This window comes from Stenotrophomonas sp. 86428_Sma (assembly GCF_056481585.1).
The window spans coordinates 2992167-3017188 of record NZ_CM151156.1 but is presented as its reverse complement, the minus strand read 5'-3'; the positions used below and the strand labels follow the sequence as shown (position 1 = coordinate 3017188).

At 67.0% G+C, this 25022-nt stretch carries 22 protein-coding genes; 13 read left to right on the top strand and 9 right to left on the bottom strand.

The window, feature by feature from the left end; translation table 11 throughout:
• From ACZK3J_RS13815 to ACZK3J_RS13795, 5 genes are all read right to left on the bottom strand, one after another.
• Nucleotides 1-1410 (bottom strand): Y-family DNA polymerase, encoded by a 1410-nt coding sequence (locus ACZK3J_RS13815; RefSeq protein ID WP_277778526.1) that lies wholly within the window; start codon nucleotides 1408-1410, stop codon nucleotides 1-3.
• 9 nt (nucleotides 1411-1419) lie between these two features.
• Nucleotides 1420-2034 (bottom strand): translesion DNA synthesis-associated protein ImuA, encoded by a 615-nt coding sequence (imuA, locus tag ACZK3J_RS13810; protein WP_012511391.1) that lies wholly within the window; start codon nucleotides 2032-2034, stop codon nucleotides 1420-1422.
• 296 nt (nucleotides 2035-2330) lie between these two features.
• Complete coding sequence (locus tag ACZK3J_RS13805; protein WP_110712689.1) at nucleotides 2331-3338, bottom strand: cyclase family protein; 1008 nt, start codon at nucleotides 3336-3338, stop codon at nucleotides 2331-2333.
• Between the two features lie 35 nt (nucleotides 3339-3373).
• On the bottom strand, nucleotides 3374-4024 hold the full coding sequence (locus ACZK3J_RS13800) for a DsbA family oxidoreductase (RefSeq protein ID WP_277778525.1): 651 nt from the start codon (nucleotides 4022-4024) through the stop codon (nucleotides 3374-3376).
• A 92-nt stretch (nucleotides 4025-4116) separates the two neighbouring features.
• A complete protein-coding gene (locus ACZK3J_RS13795; protein WP_478475966.1) occupies nucleotides 4117-5067 on the bottom strand; it encodes a LysR family transcriptional regulator in 951 nt (316 codons plus the stop codon).
• 131 nt (nucleotides 5068-5198) lie between these two features.
• On the opposite strand from ACZK3J_RS13795, the gene ACZK3J_RS13790 reads away from it, so the two are divergent.
• Nucleotides 5199-6089 carry a sterol desaturase family protein gene (locus ACZK3J_RS13790; RefSeq protein ID WP_478475965.1) on the top strand — a complete coding sequence of 297 codons (891 nt, stop codon included), beginning with the start codon at nucleotides 5199-5201 and terminating at the stop codon, nucleotides 6087-6089.
• A gap of 9 nt (nucleotides 6090-6098) precedes the next feature.
• On the opposite strand, the gene ACZK3J_RS13785 is transcribed toward ACZK3J_RS13790, so the two are convergent.
• Nucleotides 6099-6803 carry a helix-turn-helix domain-containing protein gene (locus ACZK3J_RS13785; RefSeq protein WP_478475964.1) on the bottom strand — a complete coding sequence of 235 codons (705 nt, stop codon included), beginning with the start codon at nucleotides 6801-6803 and terminating at the stop codon, nucleotides 6099-6101.
• A 300-nt stretch (nucleotides 6804-7103) separates the two neighbouring features.
• Nucleotides 7104-7538 carry a VOC family protein gene (locus ACZK3J_RS13780; protein ID WP_021204492.1) on the bottom strand — a complete coding sequence of 145 codons (435 nt, stop codon included), beginning with the start codon at nucleotides 7536-7538 and terminating at the stop codon, nucleotides 7104-7106.
• Between the two features lie 338 nt (nucleotides 7539-7876).
• Between ACZK3J_RS13780 and ACZK3J_RS13775 the strand changes: the two genes are divergently transcribed.
• Complete coding sequence (locus ACZK3J_RS13775; protein WP_478475963.1) at nucleotides 7877-10672, top strand: beta-glucosidase; 2796 nt, start codon at nucleotides 7877-7879, stop codon at nucleotides 10670-10672.
• A gap of 99 nt (nucleotides 10673-10771) precedes the next feature.
• Here ACZK3J_RS13775 and ACZK3J_RS13770 read toward each other — a convergent pair whose 3' ends face one another.
• Nucleotides 10772-11668, bottom strand: a complete 897-nt coding sequence (locus ACZK3J_RS13770; protein WP_049463100.1) for a LysR family transcriptional regulator — start codon at nucleotides 11666-11668, stop codon at nucleotides 10772-10774.
• A gap of 105 nt (nucleotides 11669-11773) precedes the next feature.
• Here ACZK3J_RS13770 and ACZK3J_RS13765 point away from each other — a divergent pair, with 105 nt between their 5' ends.
• The 3 genes from ACZK3J_RS13765 (at nucleotide 11774) to ACZK3J_RS13755 (ending at nucleotide 15648) form a co-directional block, all read left to right on the top strand.
• Nucleotides 11774-13132, top strand: coding sequence for an MFS transporter (locus ACZK3J_RS13765; protein WP_049463099.1), 1359 nt, complete (start codon nucleotides 11774-11776; stop codon nucleotides 13130-13132).
• Entirely contained in the window at nucleotides 13132-13518 is a 387-nt protein-coding gene (locus ACZK3J_RS13760; protein ID WP_049463098.1) for a DUF4440 domain-containing protein, read from the top strand. Before ACZK3J_RS13765 ends, ACZK3J_RS13760 begins: the two co-directional genes overlap by 1 nt.
• 219 nt (nucleotides 13519-13737) lie before the next feature.
• Nucleotides 13738-15648 (top strand): CocE/NonD family hydrolase, encoded by a 1911-nt coding sequence (locus tag ACZK3J_RS13755; RefSeq protein WP_049463097.1) that lies wholly within the window; start codon nucleotides 13738-13740, stop codon nucleotides 15646-15648.
• 325 nt (nucleotides 15649-15973) lie between these two features.
• Here ACZK3J_RS13755 and ACZK3J_RS13750 read toward each other — a convergent pair whose 3' ends face one another.
• Nucleotides 15974-16927 (bottom strand): helix-turn-helix transcriptional regulator, encoded by a 954-nt coding sequence (locus tag ACZK3J_RS13750; protein WP_049463096.1) that lies wholly within the window; start codon nucleotides 16925-16927, stop codon nucleotides 15974-15976.
• A 57-nt stretch (nucleotides 16928-16984) separates the two neighbouring features.
• Here ACZK3J_RS13750 and ACZK3J_RS13745 point away from each other — a divergent pair, with 57 nt between their 5' ends.
• The 8 genes from ACZK3J_RS13745 (at nucleotide 16985) to ACZK3J_RS13710 (ending at nucleotide 24990) form a co-directional block, all read left to right on the top strand.
• Nucleotides 16985-17278, top strand: coding sequence for a hypothetical protein (locus ACZK3J_RS13745; RefSeq protein ID WP_125894599.1), 294 nt, complete (start codon nucleotides 16985-16987; stop codon nucleotides 17276-17278).
• A gap of 95 nt (nucleotides 17279-17373) precedes the next feature.
• Nucleotides 17374-18132 carry an SDR family NAD(P)-dependent oxidoreductase gene (locus ACZK3J_RS13740; RefSeq protein WP_049398446.1) on the top strand — a complete coding sequence of 253 codons (759 nt, stop codon included), beginning with the start codon at nucleotides 17374-17376 and terminating at the stop codon, nucleotides 18130-18132.
• A 159-nt stretch (nucleotides 18133-18291) separates the two neighbouring features.
• A complete protein-coding gene (locus ACZK3J_RS13735; RefSeq protein ID WP_005410036.1) occupies nucleotides 18292-18744 on the top strand; it encodes an MgtC/SapB family protein in 453 nt (150 codons plus the stop codon).
• A gap of 221 nt (nucleotides 18745-18965) precedes the next feature.
• The gene (gene lldP / locus ACZK3J_RS13730) at nucleotides 18966-20624 is read left to right on the top strand and encodes an L-lactate permease (RefSeq protein WP_180837660.1); all 1659 of its coding nucleotides are present in this window, start codon (nucleotides 18966-18968) and stop codon (nucleotides 20622-20624) included.
• Nucleotides 20625-20677: 53 nt separating this feature from the next.
• Nucleotides 20678-21442, top strand: a complete 765-nt coding sequence (gene lldR / locus ACZK3J_RS13725) for a transcriptional regulator LldR (RefSeq protein ID WP_005410034.1) — start codon at nucleotides 20678-20680, stop codon at nucleotides 21440-21442.
• A gap of 4 nt (nucleotides 21443-21446) precedes the next feature.
• Nucleotides 21447-22586 (top strand): FMN-dependent L-lactate dehydrogenase LldD, encoded by a 1140-nt coding sequence (gene lldD, locus ACZK3J_RS13720; protein WP_014037557.1) that lies wholly within the window; start codon nucleotides 21447-21449, stop codon nucleotides 22584-22586.
• Nucleotides 22583-24289, top strand: a complete 1707-nt coding sequence (dld, locus tag ACZK3J_RS13715) for a D-lactate dehydrogenase (RefSeq protein WP_049463094.1) — start codon at nucleotides 22583-22585, stop codon at nucleotides 24287-24289. Before lldD ends, dld begins: the two co-directional genes overlap by 4 nt.
• 68 nt (nucleotides 24290-24357) lie before the next feature.
• On the top strand, nucleotides 24358-24990 hold the full coding sequence (locus ACZK3J_RS13710; RefSeq protein ID WP_257471621.1) for an SMI1/KNR4 family protein: 633 nt from the start codon (nucleotides 24358-24360) through the stop codon (nucleotides 24988-24990).
• Nucleotides 24991-25022: the final 32 nt, after the last annotated feature.

Here is a 25022-nt window from a genome sequence, read left to right as displayed (position 1 = left end):
TCAGCCGAACCAGCCGTGCAGCATCCACGGCGCATGCGGATCATTGCGCTCACGGAAAGCCCAGCCGCGCTGGCCATGCGCGGTTTCCACCACGTAGTAATCGCGGCGCGCATCGGCCTGGTCCCACCAGCCCGATTCGATCCGCTCCGGCCCGGTGACGATGCGCAGGCGGGGATCACGCAGCGGTTGCGGCGTGTCCAGCAGCCAGCCGGGGCGCAGCGGCCAGTACGACGGAGGCTTGACCGCGGGCTGGGTGCCACTGGCGCGTTCGGGGCGATGGTCGGCCTGCACCGCCAGCGGCTGCACGGCGTCATCGCCCAGCCGCGCACGCAGGCGCTCGCGCAGCTGCGTCCATGGCATCGCCTGTGCCGGTCGGGTATCGAACAGATCCCGCGCAGCGGGCACGAACGGTGGCAGCTGTTCGGCCTGCAGGCGCAGTGCGCGGCTGCCGGCCGGCAGGGCGAACGCTTCCATGCGGTTGCGTGCGATCTCGAACAACAGCGCGGGATCGCGCTCGGGTGCCAGCAGGCCGATGGTCAGCACGCTGGCCGGCAGCAGGTCATGCTCGAAATGCAGGTCGAAGCGCTGCACGCCGCCATCGCGCGAACACAGGAACGCGGCCAGGTCCAGCAGCAGGCGACGCAGCGGGAACAGCAGGGCCTGGCTGGATTCGATCTCGTATTCGAATTCGATGCGCGCATCGAAACGGTCCGGTGGCTGGTAGTAACGCAGTGGCGCGGTGGGCAGGCCGCGCAGCGCATCCAGCTGCTGCAGCACCTCGGGTGAGAAGCGCCGGGCCAGGCTGTCGCGAGGGAGTTCGAGCACCGCACCCAGCGTGCGCAGCCCGGAACGACCGAGCACGGTCACCGCTTCGCTGGGCAGGCCGCAGCGCGGCAACGGCAGCTGCGCCAGTGCCGCTGGCAGCTGCTGCGCATCGATGCCGAGGCCGTCGTGGACGTTGGCCAGCACGCGCGCGGCATGCGCGGTGGGTGCGGCCACCAGGCGGTGGCGGAAACCAAGCTCATGCAGTTCGCCGCGCAGGCGCTTTTCGATCGTCAGCCAGTCACCGAACAGGGCGCGACTGGCGCCGATCTCCATGACCAGCGCGTGCGGAAAATCGAGGCTGACCTGCGAGCTGTAGGCGTAGGCCCAACTGGCCAGCAGCTGCCGGGTGTGCTGTTCGGCGTTCGGGTCGTAGTCGTGCAGGTGCATGTCCTGCACCAGCACCTGTGCGGCCGACAGCAGCATGCCCGGACGCAGTCCCGCTGCGCGTGCCGACGGGCTGACCGCTCGCAGCACGCGACGCTGCGCCGGCCCCTGCAGCAGCACCAGTGGCCGCTGCGGGTCCGGCTGCAGGCGCAGCACGCTGTCCAGTGCCAGCTGCGGCAACAACAGGCAGGCCCAATGCATGACGCGGCCTCAGTGGGCGATGGCCAGTGGCAACGGCTGCGCCGGTGGCAGGCCGCCACGGCACTTCAGCACCCGTACCTGGCCGTGGTCGAGCTGCAGGCGCAGGCTGGCCGGGGAGGGGTTGCGCGCTGCCTGCGCCTCGCGGAACACGAAGCCCAGGCACTGGCCGCTGTCGGCAGCCACCTGCAGCCGGCGCAGTGAGCGGTCGTCGGCCTGGTGTGGCCAACACAGCACCGCCGCGCAGGCCGCAGAGCGCAGGCACTGTTCGGCGGCCCACAGCGCCTGTTTCGGTGCGGCGTGGATGATCTGCAGCTGGGCCAGGTCCAGCCCGGCCGCCGCCCAGGCCGGGGCATGCGGGCGGTAGGGCGGGGCGACCAGCACGATCGGGCGGTCGCGCTGGCTCAGCTTCGCCAGCGCCGGCCAGACCAGGGCCAGCTCGCCGACGCCGGGCGCGGCCTGCAGCACCTCGCACAGCCCGCTGGCCGGCCAGCCACCGCCGGGCAGGCGTGCGTCCAGCGCCGGATGGCCACTGGCCAGGTGGTCGCTGGCCGGCCCCTGGCGGGCTGGGCCGCGCCACAGCTGGCGCCCGTCCAGCAGCCGGTCGAGGGCGACGACAGCACCCATCAGCCGATCCTCCAAGGGAGGCGCCGGGTTGGCTTGAAGCGGCAGGAACGGGCGGAAACGGCAGGCATGGCGCGAGTATCGACGGGCCGGTATCAGGGGCTGAGACCGGACATGCTACTCGCGTTGTGAGTAGAATTACTAATGAAATCGGAGGGTCAGGTTTCAGGTTGCTGAAGGGGGAAAGCATCCACGCATGGCGTGGATCTACTGGACAGAGCCTCGGTAGATCCACGCCATGCGTGGATGGGAAAACGGTGCCGACCAGGGTCGGCACCTACAGGCACGGGCACTCCCGGTTACGGGCGGACCGGCAGCGCGACCGGGCGCAGCGGCGCGGCATCGCCGCCGCGGATCTTCAGCGGGCCGCCGATGAAGGCGAACTCATAGACCTTGTCGCGGGCCAGTTCGTCCAGCGCCACCAGCTCGATGATCGGCGCGCCCTGCTGGGCCAGCAGGTAGGTGTGCAACGGCACGTAGTCGTCGGACACCTCCGAGGGGAAGGTCTCGAAGCTGAGGTTGTCGGCGCCGACGATCATCGCGCCGCTGTCCTCCACCAGGAAGCGCGCCGCGTCCAGGCCCATGCCCGGCGGGTTGGCCATGTACGCCTTCGGCTGTTCGAACAGGCGCATGCGGCCGGTGCGGATCAGCACCACGTCGCCCTGCTGCAGCTTCACCTGCTGGCGTGCCAGCGCATCCTTCAGGTCCTGGCGGGTGACGCGGTAGCTGTCCGGCAGCATGTCCACGCCCTTGGCGCCGGCCACGTCGATCAGCACGCCACGCGCGATCAGCGGCGGGAATTTCTCGATGCCGGTGACGTTCCAGCCACGGTCACCGAGGTGCTTGTCGGCCTCGAAGCCGTTCCAGATCTTTCCGTGGATGCCGAAGTGGTTCAGCGCATCGATGTGGGTGCCGGTGTGGCTGTACATCGAGAACGCGGTGCCGGTGTAGCTGCGGGTGAGGTTCATGGTTTCACCCACGCCCATCGGATCATCCATCACCGTGCCGCGCGGGGTGTGGGTCATCCAGAACTGGTAGTGCGGGTCGCCGGCATCCTGCCAGCTGGGCATGCCGACGTAGTATTCGGTGGCCAGGTCATAGGCCTTGCCGCCGCTCACCCGCGACAGGATCGCCGCACGCGAGGCCTCGGTGATCAGGTTGAGACGGCCGATCTCGTCCTTCGGCCCCCAGGGGCTGGTGCCGACCTGCTGGCCGGAGGGAACGCGTTCGTGCGCGGACACGGTGGTGGAAGCGGCGGTGCCGGCCAGCAGCAGGGCCAGCGCGGTGGCCAGGGTACGTGGGGTCATGGGGAGTCTCCTTGCAGGGTGGGGGATGGTGCGGCTCAGGCCGCGGCCAGGTGCGCCAGGGCTTGGCGCAGTTGCGGCAGCGGCAGGGTCTGCAGGCGCAGGCCGTTGCCGCCGATCACGGTGGGAATGGAGCGGATGCCGAGGGCCGCGGCTTCGGCACGGTCGGCCTGCACACGCCGGGCTGCTGCGTCGCTGCGCATGTGGTCAGCGAAGGCGCCACGCGGGTGGCCCAGTGCTTCGGCGATATCCAGCAGTACTTCGGCGTCGCCGATGTTGCGGTGCTGGTGCAGGTGCGCCCACTGCACGGCATCGAACATCGCGCCATGGGCGTCGTTGCCACCGAGCATGCCGGCGGCCTGGCAGGCCAGTGCGCCGAGCCAGCCGGACGGATACTCGAAGTCCTGTGCACGCATGCCTTCGATATCGATGCGCGCAGTGTCTTCATGCGCGGCGCAGTCGGTCCAGTGGCGCAGGATGATCGCCTTGGCGCGCTCCATCGAGCCGAACACCTCGACCATCTGCGCGCGCGAGTCCTGCAGCACGAAGCTGCGGTGACGCACCTGGATGCCGAGTTCGGCGGAGACCTGCTGCAGGCGCGGGGCCAGCACGAAGCACCAGCCGCAGACCACGTCGTGGAAGAAATCGACCACCGGCGCGGCGGTGGCGGGGGAAGGAACGGAAGACATCTGCCTGCCATCGGTGAGAGGGGAGGCGGCAGAGTAGGCAGCGCGGCGCGTCTGAAACAGCACGCCGCGGGCAGCTCAGTTTTCGCTGGCGGTTACGAATCCAGGCCAGCGCAGCCGGGCAGCTCGGCGTGCAGGAAATCGATGAAGGCACGCACCTTGGGCTGCAGGTGGCGCGAGGTGGGGTAGACCGCATGCACGAAGCGCGGCGGATAGCGATGGTCGGGCAGCACCTGCTGCAGTTCGCCACGGGCCAGCGCCGGTGCCGCCAGGAACGAGGGCAGGGTGCCGATGCCCATGCCGGCCACCAGCAGGTCGCGCAGCAGCAGGCTGTTGTTGACGGTGACGCGCGCCGGCAGGGTGATCGTTACCTGCCCATCAGGGCCGAGCAGCGGCCAGCTGCCGGGGGAGTCGGACAGGCTGTAGGCCAGCACGCTGTGCGCCTGCAGATCGTCCACCGCCTGCGGTGCCGGATGCTGCCGCAGGTAGGACGGGGCCGCGCACAGCACCTGCTGCAGCGAGGCCAGCCGGCGCGCCACCAGCCGCGAGTCGTCCAGCTCGGCACGCAACCGCAGCGACACATCGAAACCTTCGCCTACCGCATCGAGCAGGCGGTCTTCCATCACAAGGTCCAGCGACAGCTGCGGATGCTGCTGCAGGAAGCGTGGCAGCAGCGGCGACAGCGTGCTCAGCGCGAACGACTGCGGCGCATTGACGCGCAGGCGCCCGGCCACCTCGCCGCGCTGTTCGGCGATGCCACGCTCCAATGCATCCAGCTCGTCGAGCAGGCGGCAGCATTCGCGGTAATAGGCGTGGCCGGTCTCAGTCAGGCTCATGCGCCGCGTGGTCCGCTGCAGCAGTACCACGCCCAGATGCGCTTCCAGTGTGCGCAGCTGCTTGCTCAGGCCGGCCGGTGACATGCCCAGGTCTTCGGCGGCGCGGGCCAGCCCGCCGCGTTCGACGATGCGGCGGAAGGCACGCATCAGGTTGAAGGAATCCATGCCGGTCCCGGGCGCGATGAGGGCGCCATTGTAGATCCACGCCATGCATGGATGTGGGAAACGTGGTGCGTCCATGATGGTCATCCACCGGGGAGCGCGCCGGGTTGCGCCGTTTGTTCAAGCCGGCGGCCCATACGCGGCGCCAGCATGCAGGCCCCTTACTTTCCGGATTGCCCATGAAGCACTGGATGCTCCGCCTGTATGCCCCGTTGTTCCTGCTGGGTTTCGTTGCCGCCGCCGTCGCCTGGATCGGCCACCTCCACGGCGACCCACTATGGCTGCTGGCCTTGCTGGCGGTTGCCATCGCGGTCTCGTTCGCTGCCGAACGTGCTTGGCCGTATGACCCCGCGTTCAACCACGATCACGGCGACAGCCTGCGTGACACCCTGCATGCGCTGGTCAACGAGAGCCTGAACCTGCTGTCGATCGCGGCGGTGCCACTGCTGGCAGCCATCATTCCGTGGCAGGCCTGGCCGCTGCAGTGGCCATTCGCGCTGCAGGTGCTGCTGGCCGTCATCTGCGCCGATCTCGGCATCACCCTGGTGCACTACGCCAGCCATCGCATCGGCTGGCTGTGGCGGCTGCATGCGGTGCATCACAGCGTGACCCGCATGTATGGCTTCAACGGTCTGATGAAACACCCGCTGCACCAGGCGGCCGAAGCGGTGGGCGGCGTGCTGCCGCTGCTGCTGTTGGGCCTGCCGATGCCGGTAGCCGCGGTGTTGGCGTTCGCCATTGCCATCCAGCTGCTGCTGCAGCATTCCAACGTGGACATGCGTCCCGGCGTGCTGGGCCGGGTGATGGCCTGGGCGCCGCTGCACCGCTTCCACCACATGCGTTACGGCACCGCCGGCGACGTCAACTTCGGCCTGTTCCTGACTGTCTGGGATCACCTGCTGGGGACCGCCTTCGATGCGCGCGGCTATCGGCTGCAGCAACGCGACCTCGGCATCGGCAGCCAGCCGGACTATCCGCGCGATTATCCCGGACAGCTGCTGGCGCCGTTCCGCGAACTGCCGCATGGCGAGGTGCCGGAGCTGCCGGAAGGCCTGCGCAGGCGCGGATGATGGGGCGTGTCAGGCCGCGCGCAGCTGCAGGCCCTGCAGCTGCGCGGCACCGATGCCGAACATGCGGCGCAGGCTGCGCGACAGATGGGCCAGGTCAGCGAATCCGGCCGCGTGCGCGCTGTCGGTCAGGCTGTGCCCGCGCAGATGATGCATCAGTGCGCTGCGCAGCCGTTGCCACAGCACCCAGCCGCGCAGGGTCACCGCCAGATCGGACTGGAAGCGTCGATGCAGCTGGCTGGTCGACAGATGTGCCGCCTCGGCGATATCGGCGGCTGGCACCGGCCCGGGCAGGTGCTGGGCGATACGGGACAGCGCGGCTTGCACGCGGCGGTCCAGCGGTTGCGGGCGGCTCAGCCGTGGCAGCCAGTCGTGCAGCGCCAGCGCGTTGCCCGGCAGCGCGTGCAGGTGCTGCTGGATCTGTTCGGGATCGGCATGCGCCGGTTCGAGGAACACCGTACAGCCCGCTTCCGGCGCCGACAGGATTGCGTGCGGCTGGAATGACGGCAGCCACAGCCGTTGGCCCTGCTGCCGCACCCCATCAACCTCGACCTGCCAGAGCGCGCCGTCGCTCAGCAACAGTTGATGGGCGTAGTGCGCGTGCGTATCGCTGCCACCGGCGTGGCCCTGCAGCACGGCCACGTGAGCATCCAGCAGCAGCGTGCCATTCCAGGGCAGGGCGGGAGAGGACATGGAGGAATTGTAGATCCACGCCATGCGTGGATGAATCTCCATCGAAATCGATTGATTCGACGATTGATCGAAGAACATCCACGCATGGCGTGGATCTACTGCAGATTGCGGCGAATTGTCCAAGGCGGGGTGGGTCCGGTTGCGGGGGCGTGAGCGCCATGGATGGCGCGATCGAGGCTACATGGACGTACTTGCGCCGTCCCCCGCAACCGGACCCACCCCGCCACCCCACAGGAAGCCCGCTGTTGCTTCGGCTGTTGCTTCTGAGGTTGCCGGCCAGCGGCCGGCACTACCGCGGGTGCCGGGCACAGCCCGGCCGTCACCTCATCGCCCGTGCGGATCCGGCCGGTGATGCACGTACTCGACCACGGTGCCATCGGGATGCACCGCATTGAACGCCGCCCCGGTCGGTACCACCTGCAGCGGGAAGATGATTTCAGCGCCAGCCGCCACCAGCTTGTCGTGATAGGGCCGAACGTCATCGACCAGCAGCGTCCCCGTGGTCGAAGTGAACGGCGCCAGCGCCGCCTCGCTGCCCTCGATCAACAGGAACGCGCCGACCATCGCCAGGCGCAGGCCGGCCTCCGGAAACGGGAACCCGGCATCGGCCACCACGCCCTGCAACTGCTCGTAGAACGCCACGCTGCGCTCCAGCTCACCGGGGGCCACGAACACCCGGATCAGCACGCGCGGCGCGCGCTGGCTGGAGGTATCACAGCGGTCGCGCCAGAGATGATCGAAGTCGCGGTGTACGGTCATGGGCTCGATTCGTGGCCAGGGATCTCCATTATCAGCAGCCTCGCGCGGCGCGCTGATGACCGCCGGTGATGGCCTGATAACCAGTGGCTGGGGTCGGCCTGTGACTTAGGTCCTGTTGACAGGTGTGAACGCCCTCGCACAATCTTCACATGATTGGGTCGCCCTGCGCGGCCCGGACAGGCAGGTTGTCACGCCGGGAGGAGGGTCCCAGGCGCAGACCAGCCCGTCCTTCGGCCTGCGGGGACGTTGCCTGGCAACCCCTGCGCGGCATGAACGCTGCACCCTTCGGCGGCACTTTCCCTGGACCGATTGCCTTGGCAACGGAATTACGCCTGCCGATGAAAACGTTTACAAAGCCGCTTGCACTGTCCCTGGCCCTGTCAGCCGCACTGGCCGCCCCGGCCTGGGCCGATCCTGCGGCGTTCACCGTGTTGACCCTGGAACAGGCGCCGACCGCCGAGGCGATGCCGGCCCTGGCCGCCCAGCTGAAGAGCCTGAAGGTGGACGCGGTGAGCGTGCGCCAGGTGCAGCGCGGCATCGGCCAGGTCGATCCGCTGCAGGTGCTGGCCGACGGCCTGGGCTACGAGTACCGCTTCATTGCTGCGGGCAAGGACGATGGCCAGACCCAGCGCGGCCAGGCTGTGCTGACCCGGTTGCCGATCGCTGCCGAATCCGGTCCGGACCAGCCGGGCCTGAACTACCTGCGCCTGGACGACGGCCGCCACACCGTGGCGGTCTACACCGATGCCGGCGCAGGTGCCGCACAGCTGCCGGCGCTGGTCACGCGCTCGCGGCTGGGCGCACCGGCGGTGCTGCTTGGCGCGGTGGCCGGTGAATCGGCCAAGGCTGCAGCCTTTGATCCGGCGCGTGTGGCGCTGGAAGCGGATGCCAGCTATTTCAGCGACGGCTTCCAGGCCGCCAGCAGTGCACCGTTCAAGGTGGAAGGCAGCACGCTGCGTGCCACGCTGCTGACCCTGGCCTACGCCGCCGACACGCATGGCGACAGGCCGTGGATGGACACCACCCTCAACGCCGATGCGCGCGCTGCGCTGCTGCTGAAGGCGATGACCGAGGATGAGAAGTTCCAGATGCTGCACAGCTACTTCGGGCTGGGCAAGGATGGTGGTCCGCTGCCGGAAGGTGCGGTCGGCTCGGCCGGTTTCGTGCCGGGCGTGGCGCGCCTGGGCATTCCGTCGCAGCAGTCGGCTGATGCCGGCGTCGGCGTGACCAATCCGGGTGGCATCCGTCCGGGCGACTTCGCCACGGCGATGCCGTCGGGCCCGTCCACCGCATCGAGCTGGAACCCGCAGGTTGCCTTTGCCGGTGGCGCGACGATGGGCCGCGAGGCCTGGCAACAGCGCTTCAACATCCTGCTGTCGGGCAGCGTCAACCTGCAGCGCGACCCGCGCAACGGCCGCAATTTCGAATACGCCGGCGAAGACCCGCTGCTGGCCGGTTCGATGGTCGGCGCGCTGATCCAGGGCGTGCAGAGCCAGCACGTGATCTCCTCGATGAAGCACTTCGCGCTGAACGACATGGAGACCCGCCGCAACTTCCACGACGTGCACATCGGCGAACAGGCCATGCACGAGTCCGACCTGCTGGCCTTCGAGATCGCGCTGGACGCCGGCCGCCCGGGCGTGGCGATGTGCTCGTACAACAAGATCAACGGCACCTACGGCTGCGAGAACGGCTACCTGATGAACCAGGTGCTGAAGCAGGAATGGAAGTTCCCCGGTTTCGTGATGTCCGATTGGGGCGGCGTGCACAGTGGCTCGAAGGCGGCGCTGGCCGGCCTGGACCAGCAGTCGGCCGGTGAAGTGTTCGACGCAGCGGTGTTCTTCGATGAGCCGCTGCGCCTGGCCGTGCACGGTGGCGTGGTGCCGATGGAGCGCCTGAACGACATGGTGGCGCGCATCCTGCGCACGATGTTCCTGCACGGCAACTTCGACAACCCGCCGCAGCACCAGAAGGTCGATGCCGAGGCTGGCTTCGCCGTCGCCCAGCGCACGGTGGAAGAAGGCAGCGTGCTGCTGCGCAATGAAGGCAACCTGCTGCCGCTGGCCGACAGCGTGAAGCGCATCGTTATCATCGGTGGCCACGCCGACAAGGGCGTGATCGGTGGTGGTGGTTCGTCGATGGTGGGCGTGACCGCCAAGGGCACCAACGCGGTGCCGGGCGTGCTGCCGACCACCTGGCCGGGCCCGGTGATCTTCCACCCGTCCTCGCCGCTGGAATCGCTGCGTGCGGCACGTCCGGATGCAACTTTCGAGTATGTGGATGGCACCAATGCAGCCGCTGCGGCCAAGGCCGCCGCACAGGCTGACGTGGCCATCGTGTTCGCCACCCAGTGGGCGGCCGAATCGGTGGACCTGCCGGACATGCAGCTGCCGGACAATCAGGACGCGCTGATCTCGGCGGTGGCCAAGGCCAACCCGAAGACCGTGCTGGTGCTGGAAACCAACGGCCCGGTGCGCACGCCGTGGCTGGCGCAGGTGCCGGCGATGCTGCAGGCCTGGTACCCGGGTATCCGCGGTGGCGAAGGCATTGCCGCACTGCTGACCGGCCAGGTCAATCCGTCCGGGCGCCTGCCGGTGACCTGGGTAGTGGATGAATCGCAGCTGCCGCGCCCGCACATCGACGGCCTCGGCTTCAAGCCGGCCAAGCCGTTCGGCGATGTGTTCGATTTCGATATCGAAGGCGCCAACGTCGGCTACAAGTGGATGGCGGCCAAGGGCCTGACCCCGACCTTCGCCTTCGGCCACGGCCTGTCCTACACCTCGTTCGCCTACGAGAATCTGAAGGTGAGCGTGGAAGGATCGCGCCTGGTCGCCAGCGTCGACATCCGCAACACCGGCAAGCGCGCCGGTGCCGACGTGGCCCAGCTGTACCTGAAGTTGCCGGCTGGCAGCACCACGCCGATCCGCCTGATCGGCTACGACAAGGTGACCCTGCAGCCGGGCGAACAGCGCCGCATCCGCATCGAAGCCGAGCCGAAGACGCTGGCTCACTACGATGCGCAGGCCCGCCAGTGGAAGATCGATGGCGGCACCTACCAGGTGCAGCTGTCGCGCAACGCTGCCGAGCCGCTGCAGACGGTGGATGTGCAGCTGGTGGAGCAGGTGCTGCGCTGATGCCTGAAGGCATGGCCCCGCAAGGGGCCATGCAAAAAGGGGACGGAGGGGATTAAGTCGTTTATGCATAAACGACTTAATCCCCTCCGTCCCCTTTTTTCAGGTGACAAACCACCCGCGCAGGAAATCGATCAGCTGCCGCACCTTCGGTGAGGGCTGCGTGCTGTGCGGGTAGACCGCGTATACGCTCTGCTGCGGGAAACGGTGCTGGCGCAGCACCGGGCGCAGGCGGTCCTGGGCCAGGTCGTCCTCGATCAGCCAACGTGGCAGCACGGTGACCCCGGCGCCGGCCACGGCGAAGCCGCGCAGGCTGCTGGCACCATCCACGCGCACCACTGCATTGCCCGGGTTGGTGGCAAACAAGGCGTCGCTGCCGTCGGGCGCGACCACCGGCACGTCGGCCAGGCGCGGGTAGCCGAGGCGGGGCAGGGTGCCCAGCTGGGCCGGGTCATTGGCCGCATCGGCAGAGGGCAGGCGTGCCAGCAGGGACGGAGCCGCCACCGCGCACAGTGGATGGCGTTCCAGCTCGCTGGCATGCAGCCCTGAATCCGGCAGGCGGCCGAGGCGGATCGCCAGGTCGAAGCGCTCGGGAATCAGGTCGGCCGGTGCCGGTGAGGTCGACAGGTGCAGCTGCAGCGCCGGGTGCCGCGCACGGAACGCCTCCAACGCAGGAATCAAGCGTAGCTGGGCGTACTCCGGCGTGGTGGTCAGGCGCAGCACGCCCTGAAGCTGGTGCTGGTCGCGGCGGGCGGCATCGATCGCTGCCTGTGCGGCGTCCAACGCCTGCACGCAGTGCTGCAGGAACTGTTCGCCGGCCTCGGTCAGGGCCAGGTGGCGGGTACTGCGCGACAGCAGGGTCACGCCGAGCTCCTGCTCCAGCCGCTTCAGGTTGAAGCTGACCACCGCGCGGCTGAGGCCGAGCCGATCGGCTGCTGCGGTCAGGCTGCCGGCCTCGACCACGGCGCGGAAGATATCGAAGCGATCGAGGCTGACCATGGCAATTCATTGTCAAAGTAGATTTGACAGTGTTGCAGTTGCTGTCGTGTTTTTCCAACAAGGCCCGCACGGCATGCTGGCCGCTTCCCTGCTGGAGCGCCGCCGATGCCGTCCCCCCGCCTGCGCCATGAGGCGATCTTCCTGCTGGTGTTCGCCCTGGATCTGGTCAACATGTTCATCGCCACGGTGGCCTATCCGGCATTGGCAGCGGAGATGCACGCCGATATCAGCACCCTGGCCTGGGTGGGCACCGCCTACATGCTGGGCCTGAGCGTGGTGATTCCGCTGGCGCCCTGGCTGGCCGCGCGCTGTGGTGAGCGTCGCCTGCTGCTGGTGGCGTTGCTGTTGTTCGCGGCTGCCGCTGCGCTGGCCGGCGCAGCACCGGGTATCGCCTGGCTGTTGGGCTGGCGCCTGCTGCAGGGCCTGGCCGGTGGCCTGCTGATTCCGGTGGCACAGGCGGCAGCGTACCGACAGTGCACGCCGGACCAGCGTGGCGCGCTGACCCGCCGCATCCTGCTGGTGGCGCTGCTGGTGCCGGCACTGGCGCCTGCGCTCGGCGGGCTGCTGGTGCAGTGGTTGTCCTGGCGCGGCGTGCTCTGGGCCAGCCTGCCGCTGGCCGTGGTGGCGATTGGACTGGTGCTGGCGTGGATGCCGGCCGACGGCGCGCGTAGTGCGCCACGCCTGCAGGCCTATGCGCTGTCCACCGCGATGCTGGCGCTGGGCGCGCTGCTGCTGGCTTTGACCTGGCTGGGCGAACCCGGCCATCGGACCGCCGGTGCCGTACTGCTGTTGATTGCACTGCTGCTGGCGGCGGCCCACCTGCGGCATGCACGGCAGCAGGCGCAGCCCCTGCTGCGCTGGTCGCTGCTGTCCCATCGCGGGCTGCGCCTGGCGATGCTGATCTACCTGGCCGTACCCGGTGTGTTCATCGGCAGCCAGCTGGTCAGTACCCTGCAGTTGCACCAGGCCGGCTATAGTGCCGCGCGCATCGGCGCGCTGATGCTGCCGTGGGCGCTGGCCTCGGCCATTGCGATCACGGCCAGCAAGCGCCTGCTGGCTCGCTTCGGACCAGCCTCGGTGCTGCGTGCGGGCATGCTCCTGCAGGCCTGCGGCCTGTTGTTGATGGCGCTGCTGCCACACCCGGTCTTTGTCATTGCCGCATTGCTGTTTGCCTTGATGGGCGCCGGCGGCAGCCTGTGCAGCAGCACGGCGCAGACGCTGGCCTTCCATGGGGTCGAGGGCAAAGCATTGGGCGATGCCAGTGCGCTCTGGAACCTCAATCGCCAGCTCAGCTTCTGCCTGGGCACCGCGGCCATCGCGCTGCTGCTGGCCTTGGCCATGCAGTGGCTGCCGGCCCGCGCCACCGGCGTGGCGCTGGGTCTGGCCGCCGTACTGACACTGTTGCCGATGGCGCTGCTGCGCCGGCCGCAGTTGCTCACCCTTTCACAACCGGAGAACACCTGATGGATACCACCGCAGAACACGAAGTCCACCGCCTGCACGACAAGCTGCAGGCCTGGTTCCGCGCCGACGCCGGCACCGACGCGCTGGAGGACCTGATGGCGCATTTCTGCGCGGACTTCAGCATGGTCGGCATCGCGGGTCGCAGGCTGGACCGGAAGGCCGTGCAGGCACTGTTCGCGGGTGGTCATGGCGCGCGTCCAGGGCTGCAGATTTCCATCGACGCACTGCAGGCGGTGGAAGCACCTTCACCGCTGGCGGTGCTGCGCTATCGCGAAGGGCATGCGATCGATGGCGGCGAGCCCGTATGGCGGGAATCGCTGGCGGTGCTGCGGCAGGAAGAGGGGCGTTGGCGCTGGCTGGCGCTGCATGAGGTAACGGCAGCCTGATCGGTAGTGCCGGCCGCTGGCCGGCAACCGCGTACCGTGCCCGAGGTGGATGAAGTTGCCGGCCAGCGGCCGGCACTACCGGTTGCCGACGAGCGCAGCAGCTGGTCGCACATGTGCCATCAGTCCTGCCTGCATCCACCGCAGAATGCAAAGCACGCACACACTTCACGGCACGAGGCAGGAGTAGGCTTGAGGCTTTCCTGCCGGGAGGGGTTGTCCATGCGTGTGCGTGCCGTCGCTGTAGCCATTGCCCTTTGCCTGTCCAGCACCGTGCTGGCCGCCGAAACCCCGCCGATGACCCCGGATATCAGCGGCAAGCCTTTCGTTGCCCCTGATGTCGGTCGTGACTACGACAAGCGCGTGGTGATGGTGCCGATGCGCGATGGCACCAAGCTGTATACGGTGATCGTGGTGCCCAAGGGTGCGCGCAATGCCCCGATCCTGCTCACCCGCACGCCTTACGATGCTGCCGGTCGCGCCAGCCGCAGTGATTCGCCGCGCATGCGCGACCTGCTGCCGCAGGGCGACGAGGTATTTGTCGATGGCGGTTACATCCGCGTATTCCAGGACATCCGCGGCAAGTACGGCTCCGAGGGCGATTACGTGATGACCCGGCCGCTGCGCGGACCGTTGAACAACACCAAGGTGGACCACTCCACCGACGCCTGGGACACCATCGACTGGCTGGTGAAGAACGTGCCGGAGAGCAACGGCAAGGTCGGTATGCTCGGCTCGTCGTACGAGGGCTTCACCGTGGTGATGGCGCTGACCGACCCGCACCCGGCGCTGAAGGTGGCCGCGCCGCAGAGCCCGATGGTGGATGGCTGGATGGGCGACGACTGGCTCAACTACGGCGCGTTCCGCCAGGTCAATTTCAACTACTTCGCGATGCAGACCGAGAAGCGCGGCAAGGGCACGCCGCTGCCCAGCCTCGGCTACGATGACTACAGCACCTTCCTGCGTATCGGTTCGGCTGGCGACTACGCGCGTTTCACCGGCGTGGATCAGCTGACCTGGTGGAAGAAACTGGTGGAGCACCCGGCCTATGACGGCTTCTGGCAGGGCCAGGCGCTGGACGCGGTGATGGCGAAGACGCCATTGAAGGTGCCGACCATGTGGCTGCAGGGTCTGTGGGATCAGGAGGACATGTGGGGTGCCAACCACGCCTACCAGGCAATGGAAGGGCGCGACAGCGGCAACAATCGCAACTATCTGGTGATGGGGCCGTGGCGGCACAGCCAGGTGAACTACAGTGGCAGCGAGCTGGGCGCGCTGAAGTTCGATGGTGATACCGCGCTGCAGTTCCGCCGTGATGTGCTCAAGCCGTTCTTTGACCAGTACCTGGTGGACGGTGCGCCGAAGGCGGATACGCCGCCGGTGCTGATCTACAACACCGGCGAGAACCACTGGGATCGCCTGAAGGGCTGGCCACGCAGCTGCGACAAGGGTTGTGCTGCCAGCAGCAAGCCGCTGTACCTGCGTGCTGGCGGCAAGCTGGCGTTCCAGGCACCGGCGGCGGGCGAGGGCGACTTCGAGGAATACGTGTCCGACCCGGCCAAGCCGGTGCCGTTCGTGCCGCGCCCGGTCCGTTTCGGTGACCGCGACATGTGGACCACCTGGCTGGTCAAGGATCAGCGTTTCGTTGATGGCCGCCCGGACGTGCTGACCTTCATCACCGAGCCGCTGACCGCGCCGCTGCGCATCGGCGGCGCACCGGTGGTGCACCTGCAGGCGTCGACCAGTGGCACCGACAGCGACTGGGTGGTGAAGCTGATCGACGTGTATCCGGACCAGGAAGCGTCGACGCCGGAGATGGGCGGTTACGAGCTGCCGGTGTCGCTGGCGATCTTCCGTGGTCGCTATCGCGAGAGCTTCAGCGATCCGAAGCCGCTGACCGCCAACGAGGTGCTGCCGTACCGCTTCGACCTGCCCAACGCCAACCACACTTTCCAGAAGGGGCACCGGGTGATGGTGCAGGTGCAGTCCAGTCTGTTCCCGCTGTATGACCGCAACCCGCAGACCTACGTGCCGAACGTCTACCTGGCCAAGCCCGGCGATTACCAGAAGGCCACGCAGCGGGTCTGGCACAGCGCGGCGCAGGCCAGTTACATCGATCTGCCGGTGTATTGAGGTTGATGAGGTGCGCCGGGTGCGCGATACCCGGCGGTGCGCGATCGTGCCGGCCGCTGGCCGGCATCCGTGATGGTGTGAGAGCGTGTCGACCAAGGTCGACACCTACCAGAGCGGAGCCATGGAAGGTCGATTCAGGCGGCCGCGATCGTGCCGGCCGCTTGCCGGCATCTGGGATGGTGTGAGAGCGTGTCGACCAAGGTCGACACCTACCAGAGCGGAGCCATGGCAGGTCGATTCAGGCGGTTGCGGTTGTGCCGGCCGCTGGCCGGCATCCGCGATGGTGCCAAAGCGTGTCGACCAAGGTCGACACCTACCGAGGCCTTCAGCCCACTTTCGATGGGCCGGTGCGCCAGCGGCTGGGTACCAGGCCGAAACGCTTGCGGAACGCAGCCGCGAAGTTGCTGGGGTGACGGTAGCCACTGGCGGCCGCAGCCTGCTCGACAGTCCAGCCGTCTTCGCGCAGGCCCTGCTCGGCGTGGCGCATGCGTTGTTCGTGCAGGTAGTCGAACACCGAGCAGCCGTACTGCTGGGCGAAATGACGGCGAAGCGAGCTTGGGCTCATGCAGGCCAGCTGGGCCAGTTCGATCAGACTATGGGCGTGGCTGGGATCGTCATGCAGGTAGGCACGCACGCGCTCCAGGCGCTCGCGCTGGCCAGCCCGCAGCGTTCGTACATGGTCGGTCTGCAGATCCTCGGCCTTCAGCCCAACGGCCAGCAGCTGCAGTGCGACGCCTTCGCGCCACAACGCGTCGATGCCGTCCTCCCATGGGCTTTCGAACAGCTGGCCCAGCACCGGCAGCAGGGTATGCGGAATGGCCCAGTGGCGGCATTCCAGGTGGGTGTTGAGCGCGGTCTCCAACTGTGGCAGCTGGAACAGGTCCGGATCGATCTGGCCGGGCACCATCACGCTGACGCCGCGCATGCGCGTTTCGCCAGGATGCGTACCGGTCATCTCAACCTGTTCGCGGTGGTGCGCGGTCATCGCCGTACCAGCACGCAGGGTGAAACCACCACGTCGCGGAATGCGCACATCGACCTGGCCCTGCAGCATCACGCGGATGGCCAGGCCGGGACTCTGCTGGGCGGTGGCGACATAAGGGAAGCGATTATGGACGTCGGAGGCAATCAGGCTCATGCCGCCGCGCAGGAACTGCTCGTTGACCTCGCCATGGCCGGCCCACTGGTCGTCACGCAGGTGTTCCGGGTCGGCGCGGTAATCGAAGCCATGGCGGTGGCCGAAGCGGCGGTAATCAGCAAAAGTGAAATATCGGGACATCGCTCGGCACGTGCTTTGGAGGTGGACGCTGGCATTACCTCGCCCACGCGCTCTGCAATGCAGATGCAGATCCCGTCGTTACCCGTGCAGACATGCTGGGAAGCAGGGGCGTGGGCACGCTGGATGGTGGGGGAACACCAGGTTGAATGGAATGTGTCGAAGAAACTGGAAACGTTTCCCATTGTCGCCTTGATTCGCGCGCTTTTGATTTCAATATGGTCAAAACGATTGACGATTACGGCCAAAGTGAAAATGCCGCCGAACATACGCCAGCGTTTTGCATGCATATCCGTACGCAATTCCATACATCAACTTGAGTTGAGGTTTCATGGCTGGAACGATCACCCGTAGACGCGATGTCGGCCGGGCCATCACGAGCGGGCGCGTAGGGTGGGGCGGTTGGCCATTGCAGGTCACATCGATACCCCCACTGATGGAGAACGCAGATGATTGACTACCAGCTCACCGGCAAGACCGCGATCGTGACCGGCGGCGTGTCCGGTATCGGCCTGGCCGTGGCGCAGACGCTGGCCGCATCCGGTGCCCGTATTTCGGTCTGGGACCTGAAGCAGGATGCAGTCGATGCCACCGTGACGCAGCTGCGCAGTGCCGGTGCACAGGCCATCGGCATTGCGCTGGACGTTACAGACGACGCGGCCGTGGAGGCGGCGGTGCAGCGCACGATCAAGGAACTCGACGGCCTGCATGTGGCAGTCAACAACGCCGGTATCGGCGGGCCGGCCGCAAGCAGCGGTGACTATCCGATCGATGGCTGGCAGCGGGTAATCGACGTCAACCTCACCAGTGTGTTCCTGTGCCAGCGTGCGCAGATCCAGGCGATGCGCACGGCCGGAACCGGTGGCAGCATCATCAACATGGCCTCGATCCTGGGCCAGGTGGGCTATGCCGGTTCCACCGCGTACGTGGCGGCCAAGCACGGCGTGGTCGGGCTGACCCAGACCGCCGCCTGGGAGCATGCGGCCGACGGCATCCGTGTCAACGCGGTCGGCCCGGGCTTCATCAGCACACCACTGCTGGAGAAGATGGACCCCAAGGTGCGCGCCACGCTGGAAGGCCGCCACGCGTTGAAGCGGCTGGGCACCGCCGAGGAAGTGGCGGCGCTGGTTGCCTGGCTGGCCAGCGACGACGCCTCGTTCGCGACCGGCACATACTATGCGATCGATGGTGGTTATCTGGCGCAATGATCGAGTGCGTGAAGGTTACGCATGGCGATGGCCAGTAGATCCAGGCCATGCGTGGATGAGCGCATGCGGTGAAGCATGCGGTGAAGAGGGCGTGCCATCGTCTTCACCGCCATCCCACGGCTGCCGAGCAACGCTCCGGGAAACGCCCGGAGCCTGCCCATGGAACTCACCCAGGATGTCTCGATCCTGCTGCGCGTGGCCGCAGCAATGCTGTTCGGCGGCGTGCTCGGTGTCGAGCGCGAGATGGGCAAGCACGCTGCGGGCCTGCGCACCCACATGCTGATTGCCGGCGCTGCTGCGCTGATTGTTGGACTCGGCGATTCAGTGGCAGAGCATTTCCAGCAGGAGCGTTACCGCGACCTGCTGCAGGTCGACCCGGTGCGCCTGATCGAAGCCGTGGTCGCCTGCGTCGGCTTCGTTGCCGCCGGCACCATTCTGCGTGGGTCACGCGAGGATCAGGTCAGCGGCCTGACCACGGCAAGCTCGCTGATCATGGCGGCGGCCATCGGCATCGCCGTGGGCATCGGCAAGTACGTGATTGCCATCGGGGTGAGCGTGCTGTGCGTGCTGGTGCTGGCGGTGATGCGGCGGTTGGAGAAGCGGATTTCGTAGGGAATCTCGAATTGCCGGCCAGCGGTCGGCACTATCACGGGACCTTAATGGTCGGACCAATATGGCATCTAGCCCTATGGTCTAATAGGCGCTTCGTCGGAGCGGCGGTTAAATCCGCTGCAAGTGGTCTGATCGAATCATTATTGGTAATACCAATAATCGACGACCATGGCGACCCACCGCCTGCGGTGGAGCACATCCCGCCCCAGTCGAGAGCCCCCATGCAGCCCTGGCAACACCTGTACGACCCCGCCGGCAACCTGTGGTTGTCCAGCCTGATCGCGCTGCTGCCGATCGCGTTCTTCTTCGTCGCCCTGGCCGTGCTGCGCATGAAGGGCTGGCTGGCCGGCACGATCACCGTGGCCATCGCGCTCGGCGTCGCCCTGCTGTTCTACCGCATGCCGCTGAGCCAGGCGCTGGGCGCGGCCGGTTTCGGCTTCGTCTACGGCCTGTGGCCGATCGCCTGGATCATCATCGGCGCGGTATTCCTCTACAAAGTCTCGGTCAAGACCGGGCAGTTCGACATCATTCGCGCCTCGATCCTGTCGGTCACCGAGGACCAGCGCCTGCAGATGCTGATGGTCGGCTTCGCCTTCGGTGCCTTCCTGGAGGGTGCAGCCGGTTTTGGTGCACCGGTGGCGATCACCGCGGCACTGCTGGTCGGGTTGGGCTTCAAACCGCTGTATGCCGCCGGCCTGTGCCTGATCGTCAACACCGCGCCGGTCGCCTTTGGTGCGATGGGCATTCCGATCATCGTGGCCGGGCAGGTCACCGGTCTGGATGCCTTCGAGATCGGCCAGATGGCTGGGCGCCAGCTGCCGTTCCTTACGATCATCGTGCTGTTCTGGATCATGGCGATCATGGATGGCTGGCGCGGCATCAAGGAAACCTGGCCGGCAGTGCTGGTGGCCGGTGGTTCGTTCGCCATCGCGCAGTATCTGACCTCCAACTTCATCGGCCCGGAGCTGCCGGACATCACCGCGTCGCTGGCCTCGCTGGTCTGCCTGACGCTGTTCCTGCGCCGCTGGAAGCCGGTGCGGATCTTCCGCTTCGACACCGAAACCAGCGCCGAGGCGGCCGCACAGGCACTGGAGGCGCCGCGCTACAGCGTCAGCCAGATCGCCAAGGCTTGGTCGCCGTTCCTGATCCTCACTGCGATGGTCACGCTGTGGAGCATCAAACCGTTCAAATCGCTGTTCGCGGCGGGCGGCCCGCTGGAAAGCTGGGTGCTGAAGATCCCGGTGCCGGGCCTGGACCAGATGGTGCAGAAGATGCCGCCGATCGTGGATGCACCGCTCAGCTACGAGGCGATCTACAAGTTCGACTGGTTCTCGGCCACCGGCACCTCGATCATCCTCGCCGCGGTGATCGCCATCATCGCGCTGCGCATGCCGGCCCGTTCGGCGCTGCAGACCTTCGGTGAGACCGTGCGTGAGCTGCGCATGCCGATCTACTCGATCGGCATGGTGCTGGCCTTCGCCTTCATCGCCAATTACTCGGGCCTTTCGGCGACGCTGGCGCTGGCACTGGCGCACACTGGTGATGCGTTCCCGTTCTTCTCGCCGTTCCTGGGCTGGTTGGGCGTGTTCCTGACCGGCTCGGATACTTCATCCAACGCCTTGTTCTCGGCACTGCAGGCGACCACCGCGCAGCAGATCGGCGTGTCCGACGTGCTGCTGGTGGCGGCCAACACCACTGGTGGCGTGACCGGCAAGATGATCTCGCCGCAGTCGATCGCCATTGCCTGCGCGGCGGTCGGCCTGGCCGGCAAGGAATCGGACCTGTTCCGTTTCACGGTCAAGCACAGCCTGATCTTCACCACGATGGTCGGCCTGATCACCCTGGCCCAGGCCTACTGGCTGACCTGGATGATTCCCTGAGCCATGCACGGTCAGCCGACCACCCGCTGCGCGCTTCGGGCCACAATGACGCCATGAGCACGCAACGTATTTCGGACAAGGTGGCCGCACAGCTGCGCGGCCTGGTGCAGGAACAGCGGCTGCAGCCGGGCGACCGGCTGCCGGCCGAACGCACCCTGGCGGTGCAGCTGGGGGTCTCGCGAACGGCGTTGCGCGAGGCCATCGCGCAGCTGGCCAGCCAGGGCCTGCTGACCGCACGGGTCGGTGGCGGCACCTACGTGGCCGAACCGGCGGCGCGCGCGCGGCAGGCGCTGGATGAACCGCTGGCGCCGTACCTGCCGCTGTTCCAGGGCGACCCGGAATACCGCTTCGACGTGCTGGAGATCCGCCACGCGCTGGAAGGTGCCACCGCCTGGCATGCGGCGCTGCGAGCCACCGACGAGGACCGCACGCGCATCGCGCAGGCCTTCCAGACCATGATGGACGCGCACGGCAAGAACGACCCCACCGGTGAAGCGGAGGCCGACGCGGCCTTCCACCTGTCCATCGCGGAGGCCTCGCACAACCTCGTGCTGCTGCAGGTGATGCGCGGGCTGTTCGAACTGCTGCAGACCAACATCTCGCAGAGCCGCGAAAAGCTCTACACCTCGGCGAGGACCTTCTCGCCGTTGTCTGACCAGCACCGCGAGATGATGGACGCGGTGCTTGCCGGCGACCCCGAACGCGCGCGCGCCGCCGCGCATGCCCACCTCGAGTTCGTGCACACCACGCTGCGCACCCTCGATGACAACGAAGCCCGGCGTGCGCGGGCCTCGCGTCTACCTTCCCCACACGGTTGACCCCATGATCATCTCCGCCTCCACCGATTACCGTGCCGCAGCGCAACGCCGGCTGCCGCCGTTCCTGTTCCACTACATCGATGGCGGCGCGTATGCCGAGCACACGCTGAAGCGCAACGTTTCCGACCTGTCCGACATCGCGCTGCGCCAGCGCATCCTGCGCAACATGTCCGACCTGAGCCTGGAAACCGAGCTGTTCGGCGAAACGCTGGCAATGCCGGTGGCGCTCGCCCCGGTCGGCCTGACCGGCATGTATGCCCGGCGCGGTGAGGTACAGGCGGCGCGCGCGGCCGACAGCCGAGGCATCCCGTTCACCCTGTCCACCGTATCGGTGTGCCCGATCGAGGAAGTGGCACCGGCCATCCAGCGGCCGATGTGGTTCCAGCTGTACGTGCTGCGCGATCGTGGCTTCATGCGCAATGCGCTGGAGCGCGCGCAGGCTGCGGGCGTGACCACCCTGGTGTTCACCGTGGACATGCCGGTGCCGGGTGCGCGCTACCGCGATGCCCACTCCGGCATGAGCGGTCCGAACGCCTCGCTGCGCCGCATCGGCCAGGCCATCACCCACCCGCACTGGGCGTGGGACGTCGGCCTGTTCGGCCGCCCGCATGATCTGGGCAACATCTCCACCTACCGCGGCAACCCGACCGGGCTGGAGGATTACATCGGCTGGCTCGGCAGCAACTTCGATCCTTCCATTTCGTGGAAGGACCTGGAGTGGATCCGCGAGTTCTGGAAGGGCCCAATGGTGATCAAGGGCATCCTCGACCCGGATGACGCACGTGATGCGGTCAAGTTCGGCGCCGATGGCATCGTGGTCTCCAATCACGGTGGCCGCCAGTTGGACGGCGTGCTGTCCACCGCACGCGCACTGCCGGCGATTGCCGATGCGGTACAGGGCGATCTGAAGATCCTCGCCGATTCCGGCATCCGCACTGGCCTGGACGTGGTGCGCATGCTGGCGTTGGGTGCAGATACCGTGCTGCTGGGCCGTGCCTTCGTCTATGCACTTGCAGCGCAGGGTGAGGCGGGCGTGGCCAACCTGCTGGACCTGATCGCGAAGGAAATGCGCGTGGCGATGACACTGACCGGTGCGCGCCGCATCGCCGACATCGGTCGCGATTCGCTGGTCAGCCTGCCATGAGTGGCCACGATGCCGTGCTGGCGCAGTTGCGCGATGCGGTCGGCAACCGCCATGTATTGACCGGCGACAAGGCCACCCGCCGTTTTCGCCGTGGCTACCGTTTCGGCGACGGCCCGGTGCTGGCGGTGGTGCGCCCGGGGACGCTGCTGGAGCTGTGGCGTGTGCTGCAGGCGGCGGTGCAGGGCGGAGCGGCGATCATCCTGCAGGCGGCCAACACCGGCCTGACCGGTGGCTCGACCCCGGATGGCAGCGACTATGGGCGTCCGATCGTGCTGGTCAGCACGCTGCGCCTGACCGGCATCCAGCTGTTGAACGAAGGCCGCCAGGTGCTGTGCCTGCCTGGCGCGACGCTGGACCGCCTGGAGCAGACGCTGGCACCGCTCGGCCGCGAACCGCATTCGGTCATCGGCTCGTCCTGCATCGGTGCGTCGGTACTCGGTGGCATCTGCAACAACTCCGGCGGCGCGCTGGTGCGCCGTGGCCCGGCCTACACCGAACTGGCACTGTACGCGCAGGTCGATGCGCAGGGCCAGCTGCAGCTGGTCAACCATCTGGGCATCGCGCTGGGTGATACGCCCGAGCAGATCCTGCAGCGCCTGCAGGCCGGCGACTATGCTGCTGCCGACGTTGGGGACGGCGATGGCCGCGCCGCCTCCGATCCACGCTACGCCGAGGAAGTGCGCCGGGTCGATGCCGATACGCCGGCACGCTTCAATGCCGACCCCAGCCGCCACTTCGAGGCAGCGGGGTCTGCCGGCAAGCTGGCAGTATTCGCGGTGCGCCTGGATACCTTCGAGAAGGAGGCCGCCGAAGTCTTCTACATCGGCAGCAACCGCACCGACAGCCTCACCGCGATCCGGCGCCAGCTGCTGACCGGCTTCGAACGCTTGCCGATTGCCGGCGAATACATCCACCGCGATGCCTATGACATCGGCGAGCGCTACGGCAAGGACAGTTTTCTGCTGATCGACCGCCTCGGCACCGCCCGCGTGCCGGCCGCCTTCGCACTGAAGAGCCGCGTCGATGGCTGGTTCGAGCGGTTGGGCCTGCGCGGGGTGACCGACCGGGTGATGCAGGTGCTGACCGGCCTGCTGCCCTCGCACCTGCCCAAGCGCATGGGCGAGTTCCGCCAGCGCTATGAGCATCACCTGTTGCTGAAGGTCTCCGCGCAGGACGCCGCGGAAACCGAGGCCTGGCTGCGCGGCTTCTTCGCCGACCATGAGGGCGGCTACTTCCACTGCACGGCCGATGAGGGGCGCAAGGCGTTCCTGCATCGCTTCGCTGTGGCCGGCGCCGCGGTGCGCTACCGCGAGGTGCACCGCGACCAGGTGCAGGACATCGTCGCGCTGGACATCGCCCTGCGCCGCGATGATGCCGACTGGTTCGAGCAGTTGCCGGTCGATATCGATGGCCGCCTGCTGCACAAGCTGTATTACGGGCACTTCCTGTGCCACGTGTTCCACCAGGACTACATCGCGCGCAAAGGCGAAGACCCGATGGCGATCGAGCATGCGATGTGGGCGTTGCTGGACCAGCGTGGCGCCGAGTATCCAGCCGAGCACAACGTCGGCCACCTGTACCCGGCCAAGCCTGCGCTGGCCGGGTTCTACAGGCAGTTGGACCCGAGCAATACCTTCAACCCGGGTATCGGCCAGACGTCGAAGGCGAAAGGGTGGGGTGGCTGCGACTGTAGTGGGCATTAGCGGCGCACTCTCTGAAAATTCGGATCTCTTGCATTCATCACTGATCGGGTTCGCACTAGGCTGAGGTCTTGGCTGAAACGGATACAGAACCAATGCAGAGTGCGGATCAGATATGGGCGTCCATCAAAGCGTCGCTTCACGAGAAGAATTGTCTGGATGAAGTGCAGTTGCGGCCGGGAGCTTCCGAAAGCGAGTTGGTTGAACTGGAAGCTCAGCTTGGAGTCGCTTTGCCAGATCTGCTCAGGCAGCTGCTGATGATTCACGACGGGCAGGATGGGGCCGGGCTTCTGTTCGGCACTCAGATGCTCTCGTCCATGGAGATCAGGCGGCAGTGGCAGGGTTGGCGTGAGATCGAGGCCGACGGCATGAACGAGGACTGCGCGGAGTTCATGAAGTCCAGTCCTGCGGGGGTGGTGAAGCCGATGTATACCAATGCACGTTGGATACCGCTGACGCACGATGGTGGCGGCAATCACATGGGATTGGATTTCGATCCCGATATTGACGGTGCTGAAGGACAGATGATTGCCTTTGGTGCGGATGAAGAAACCAAGTACCTTCTTGCTCCCACTTTCGCTGACTTCGCTGAGAAGGCTGTGGAGTGGATCACTCAGGCAAGCTGGGATGGTGAGAATATCGAGTCGTCAACTGATGACGGCTTCGCTCCCCCGGCCATTCTCCGTACTGCTGGAGGGGCGTAGTTGGGAGCGCCGTTCTGACAGGTAGTGTGCCG

Coding starts and splice junctions, on each gene's coding strand:
- ACZK3J_RS13770 (WP_049463100.1), bottom strand. CDS start 11,668: ATGGTCAGCCTCGATCGCTTCGATATCTTCCGCGCCGTGGTCGAGGCC.
- ACZK3J_RS13800 (WP_277778525.1), bottom strand. CDS start 4,024: ATGTCTTCCGTTCCTTCCCCCGCCACCGCCGCGCCGGTGGTCGATTTC.
- ACZK3J_RS13765 (WP_049463099.1), top strand. CDS start 11,774: ATGCCGTCCCCCCGCCTGCGCCATGAGGCGATCTTCCTGCTGGTGTTC.
- lldR (WP_005410034.1), top strand. CDS start 20,678: ATGAGCACGCAACGTATTTCGGACAAGGTGGCCGCACAGCTGCGCGGC.
- ACZK3J_RS13775 (WP_478475963.1), top strand. CDS start 7,877: ATGAAAACGTTTACAAAGCCGCTTGCACTGTCCCTGGCCCTGTCAGCC.
- ACZK3J_RS13750 (WP_049463096.1), bottom strand. CDS start 16,927: ATGTCCCGATATTTCACTTTTGCTGATTACCGCCGCTTCGGCCACCGC.
- ACZK3J_RS13805 (WP_110712689.1), bottom strand. CDS start 3,338: ATGACCCCACGTACCCTGGCCACCGCGCTGGCCCTGCTGCTGGCCGGC.
- lldP (WP_180837660.1), top strand. CDS start 18,966: ATGCAGCCCTGGCAACACCTGTACGACCCCGCCGGCAACCTGTGGTTG.
- ACZK3J_RS13785 (WP_478475964.1), bottom strand. CDS start 6,803: ATGGCGTGGATCTACAATTCCTCCATGTCCTCTCCCGCCCTGCCCTGG.
- ACZK3J_RS13740 (WP_049398446.1), top strand. CDS start 17,374: ATGATTGACTACCAGCTCACCGGCAAGACCGCGATCGTGACCGGCGGC.
- ACZK3J_RS13755 (WP_049463097.1), top strand. CDS start 13,738: ATGCGTGTGCGTGCCGTCGCTGTAGCCATTGCCCTTTGCCTGTCCAGC.
- ACZK3J_RS13790 (WP_478475965.1), top strand. CDS start 5,199: ATGAAGCACTGGATGCTCCGCCTGTATGCCCCGTTGTTCCTGCTGGGT.
- ACZK3J_RS13760 (WP_049463098.1), top strand. CDS start 13,132: ATGGATACCACCGCAGAACACGAAGTCCACCGCCTGCACGACAAGCTG.
- imuA (WP_012511391.1), bottom strand. CDS start 2,034: ATGGGTGCTGTCGTCGCCCTCGACCGGCTGCTGGACGGGCGCCAGCTG.
- dld (WP_049463094.1), top strand. CDS start 22,583: ATGAGTGGCCACGATGCCGTGCTGGCGCAGTTGCGCGATGCGGTCGGC.
- ACZK3J_RS13815 (WP_277778526.1), bottom strand. CDS start 1,410: ATGCATTGGGCCTGCCTGTTGTTGCCGCAGCTGGCACTGGACAGCGTG.
- lldD (WP_014037557.1), top strand. CDS start 21,447: ATGATCATCTCCGCCTCCACCGATTACCGTGCCGCAGCGCAACGCCGG.
- ACZK3J_RS13745 (WP_125894599.1), top strand. CDS start 16,985: ATGCAGATGCAGATCCCGTCGTTACCCGTGCAGACATGCTGGGAAGCA.
- ACZK3J_RS13780 (WP_021204492.1), bottom strand. CDS start 7,538: ATGACCGTACACCGCGACTTCGATCATCTCTGGCGCGACCGCTGTGAT.
- ACZK3J_RS13735 (WP_005410036.1), top strand. CDS start 18,292: ATGGAACTCACCCAGGATGTCTCGATCCTGCTGCGCGTGGCCGCAGCA.
- ACZK3J_RS13795 (WP_478475966.1), bottom strand. CDS start 5,067: ATGGCGTGGATCTACAATGGCGCCCTCATCGCGCCCGGGACCGGCATG.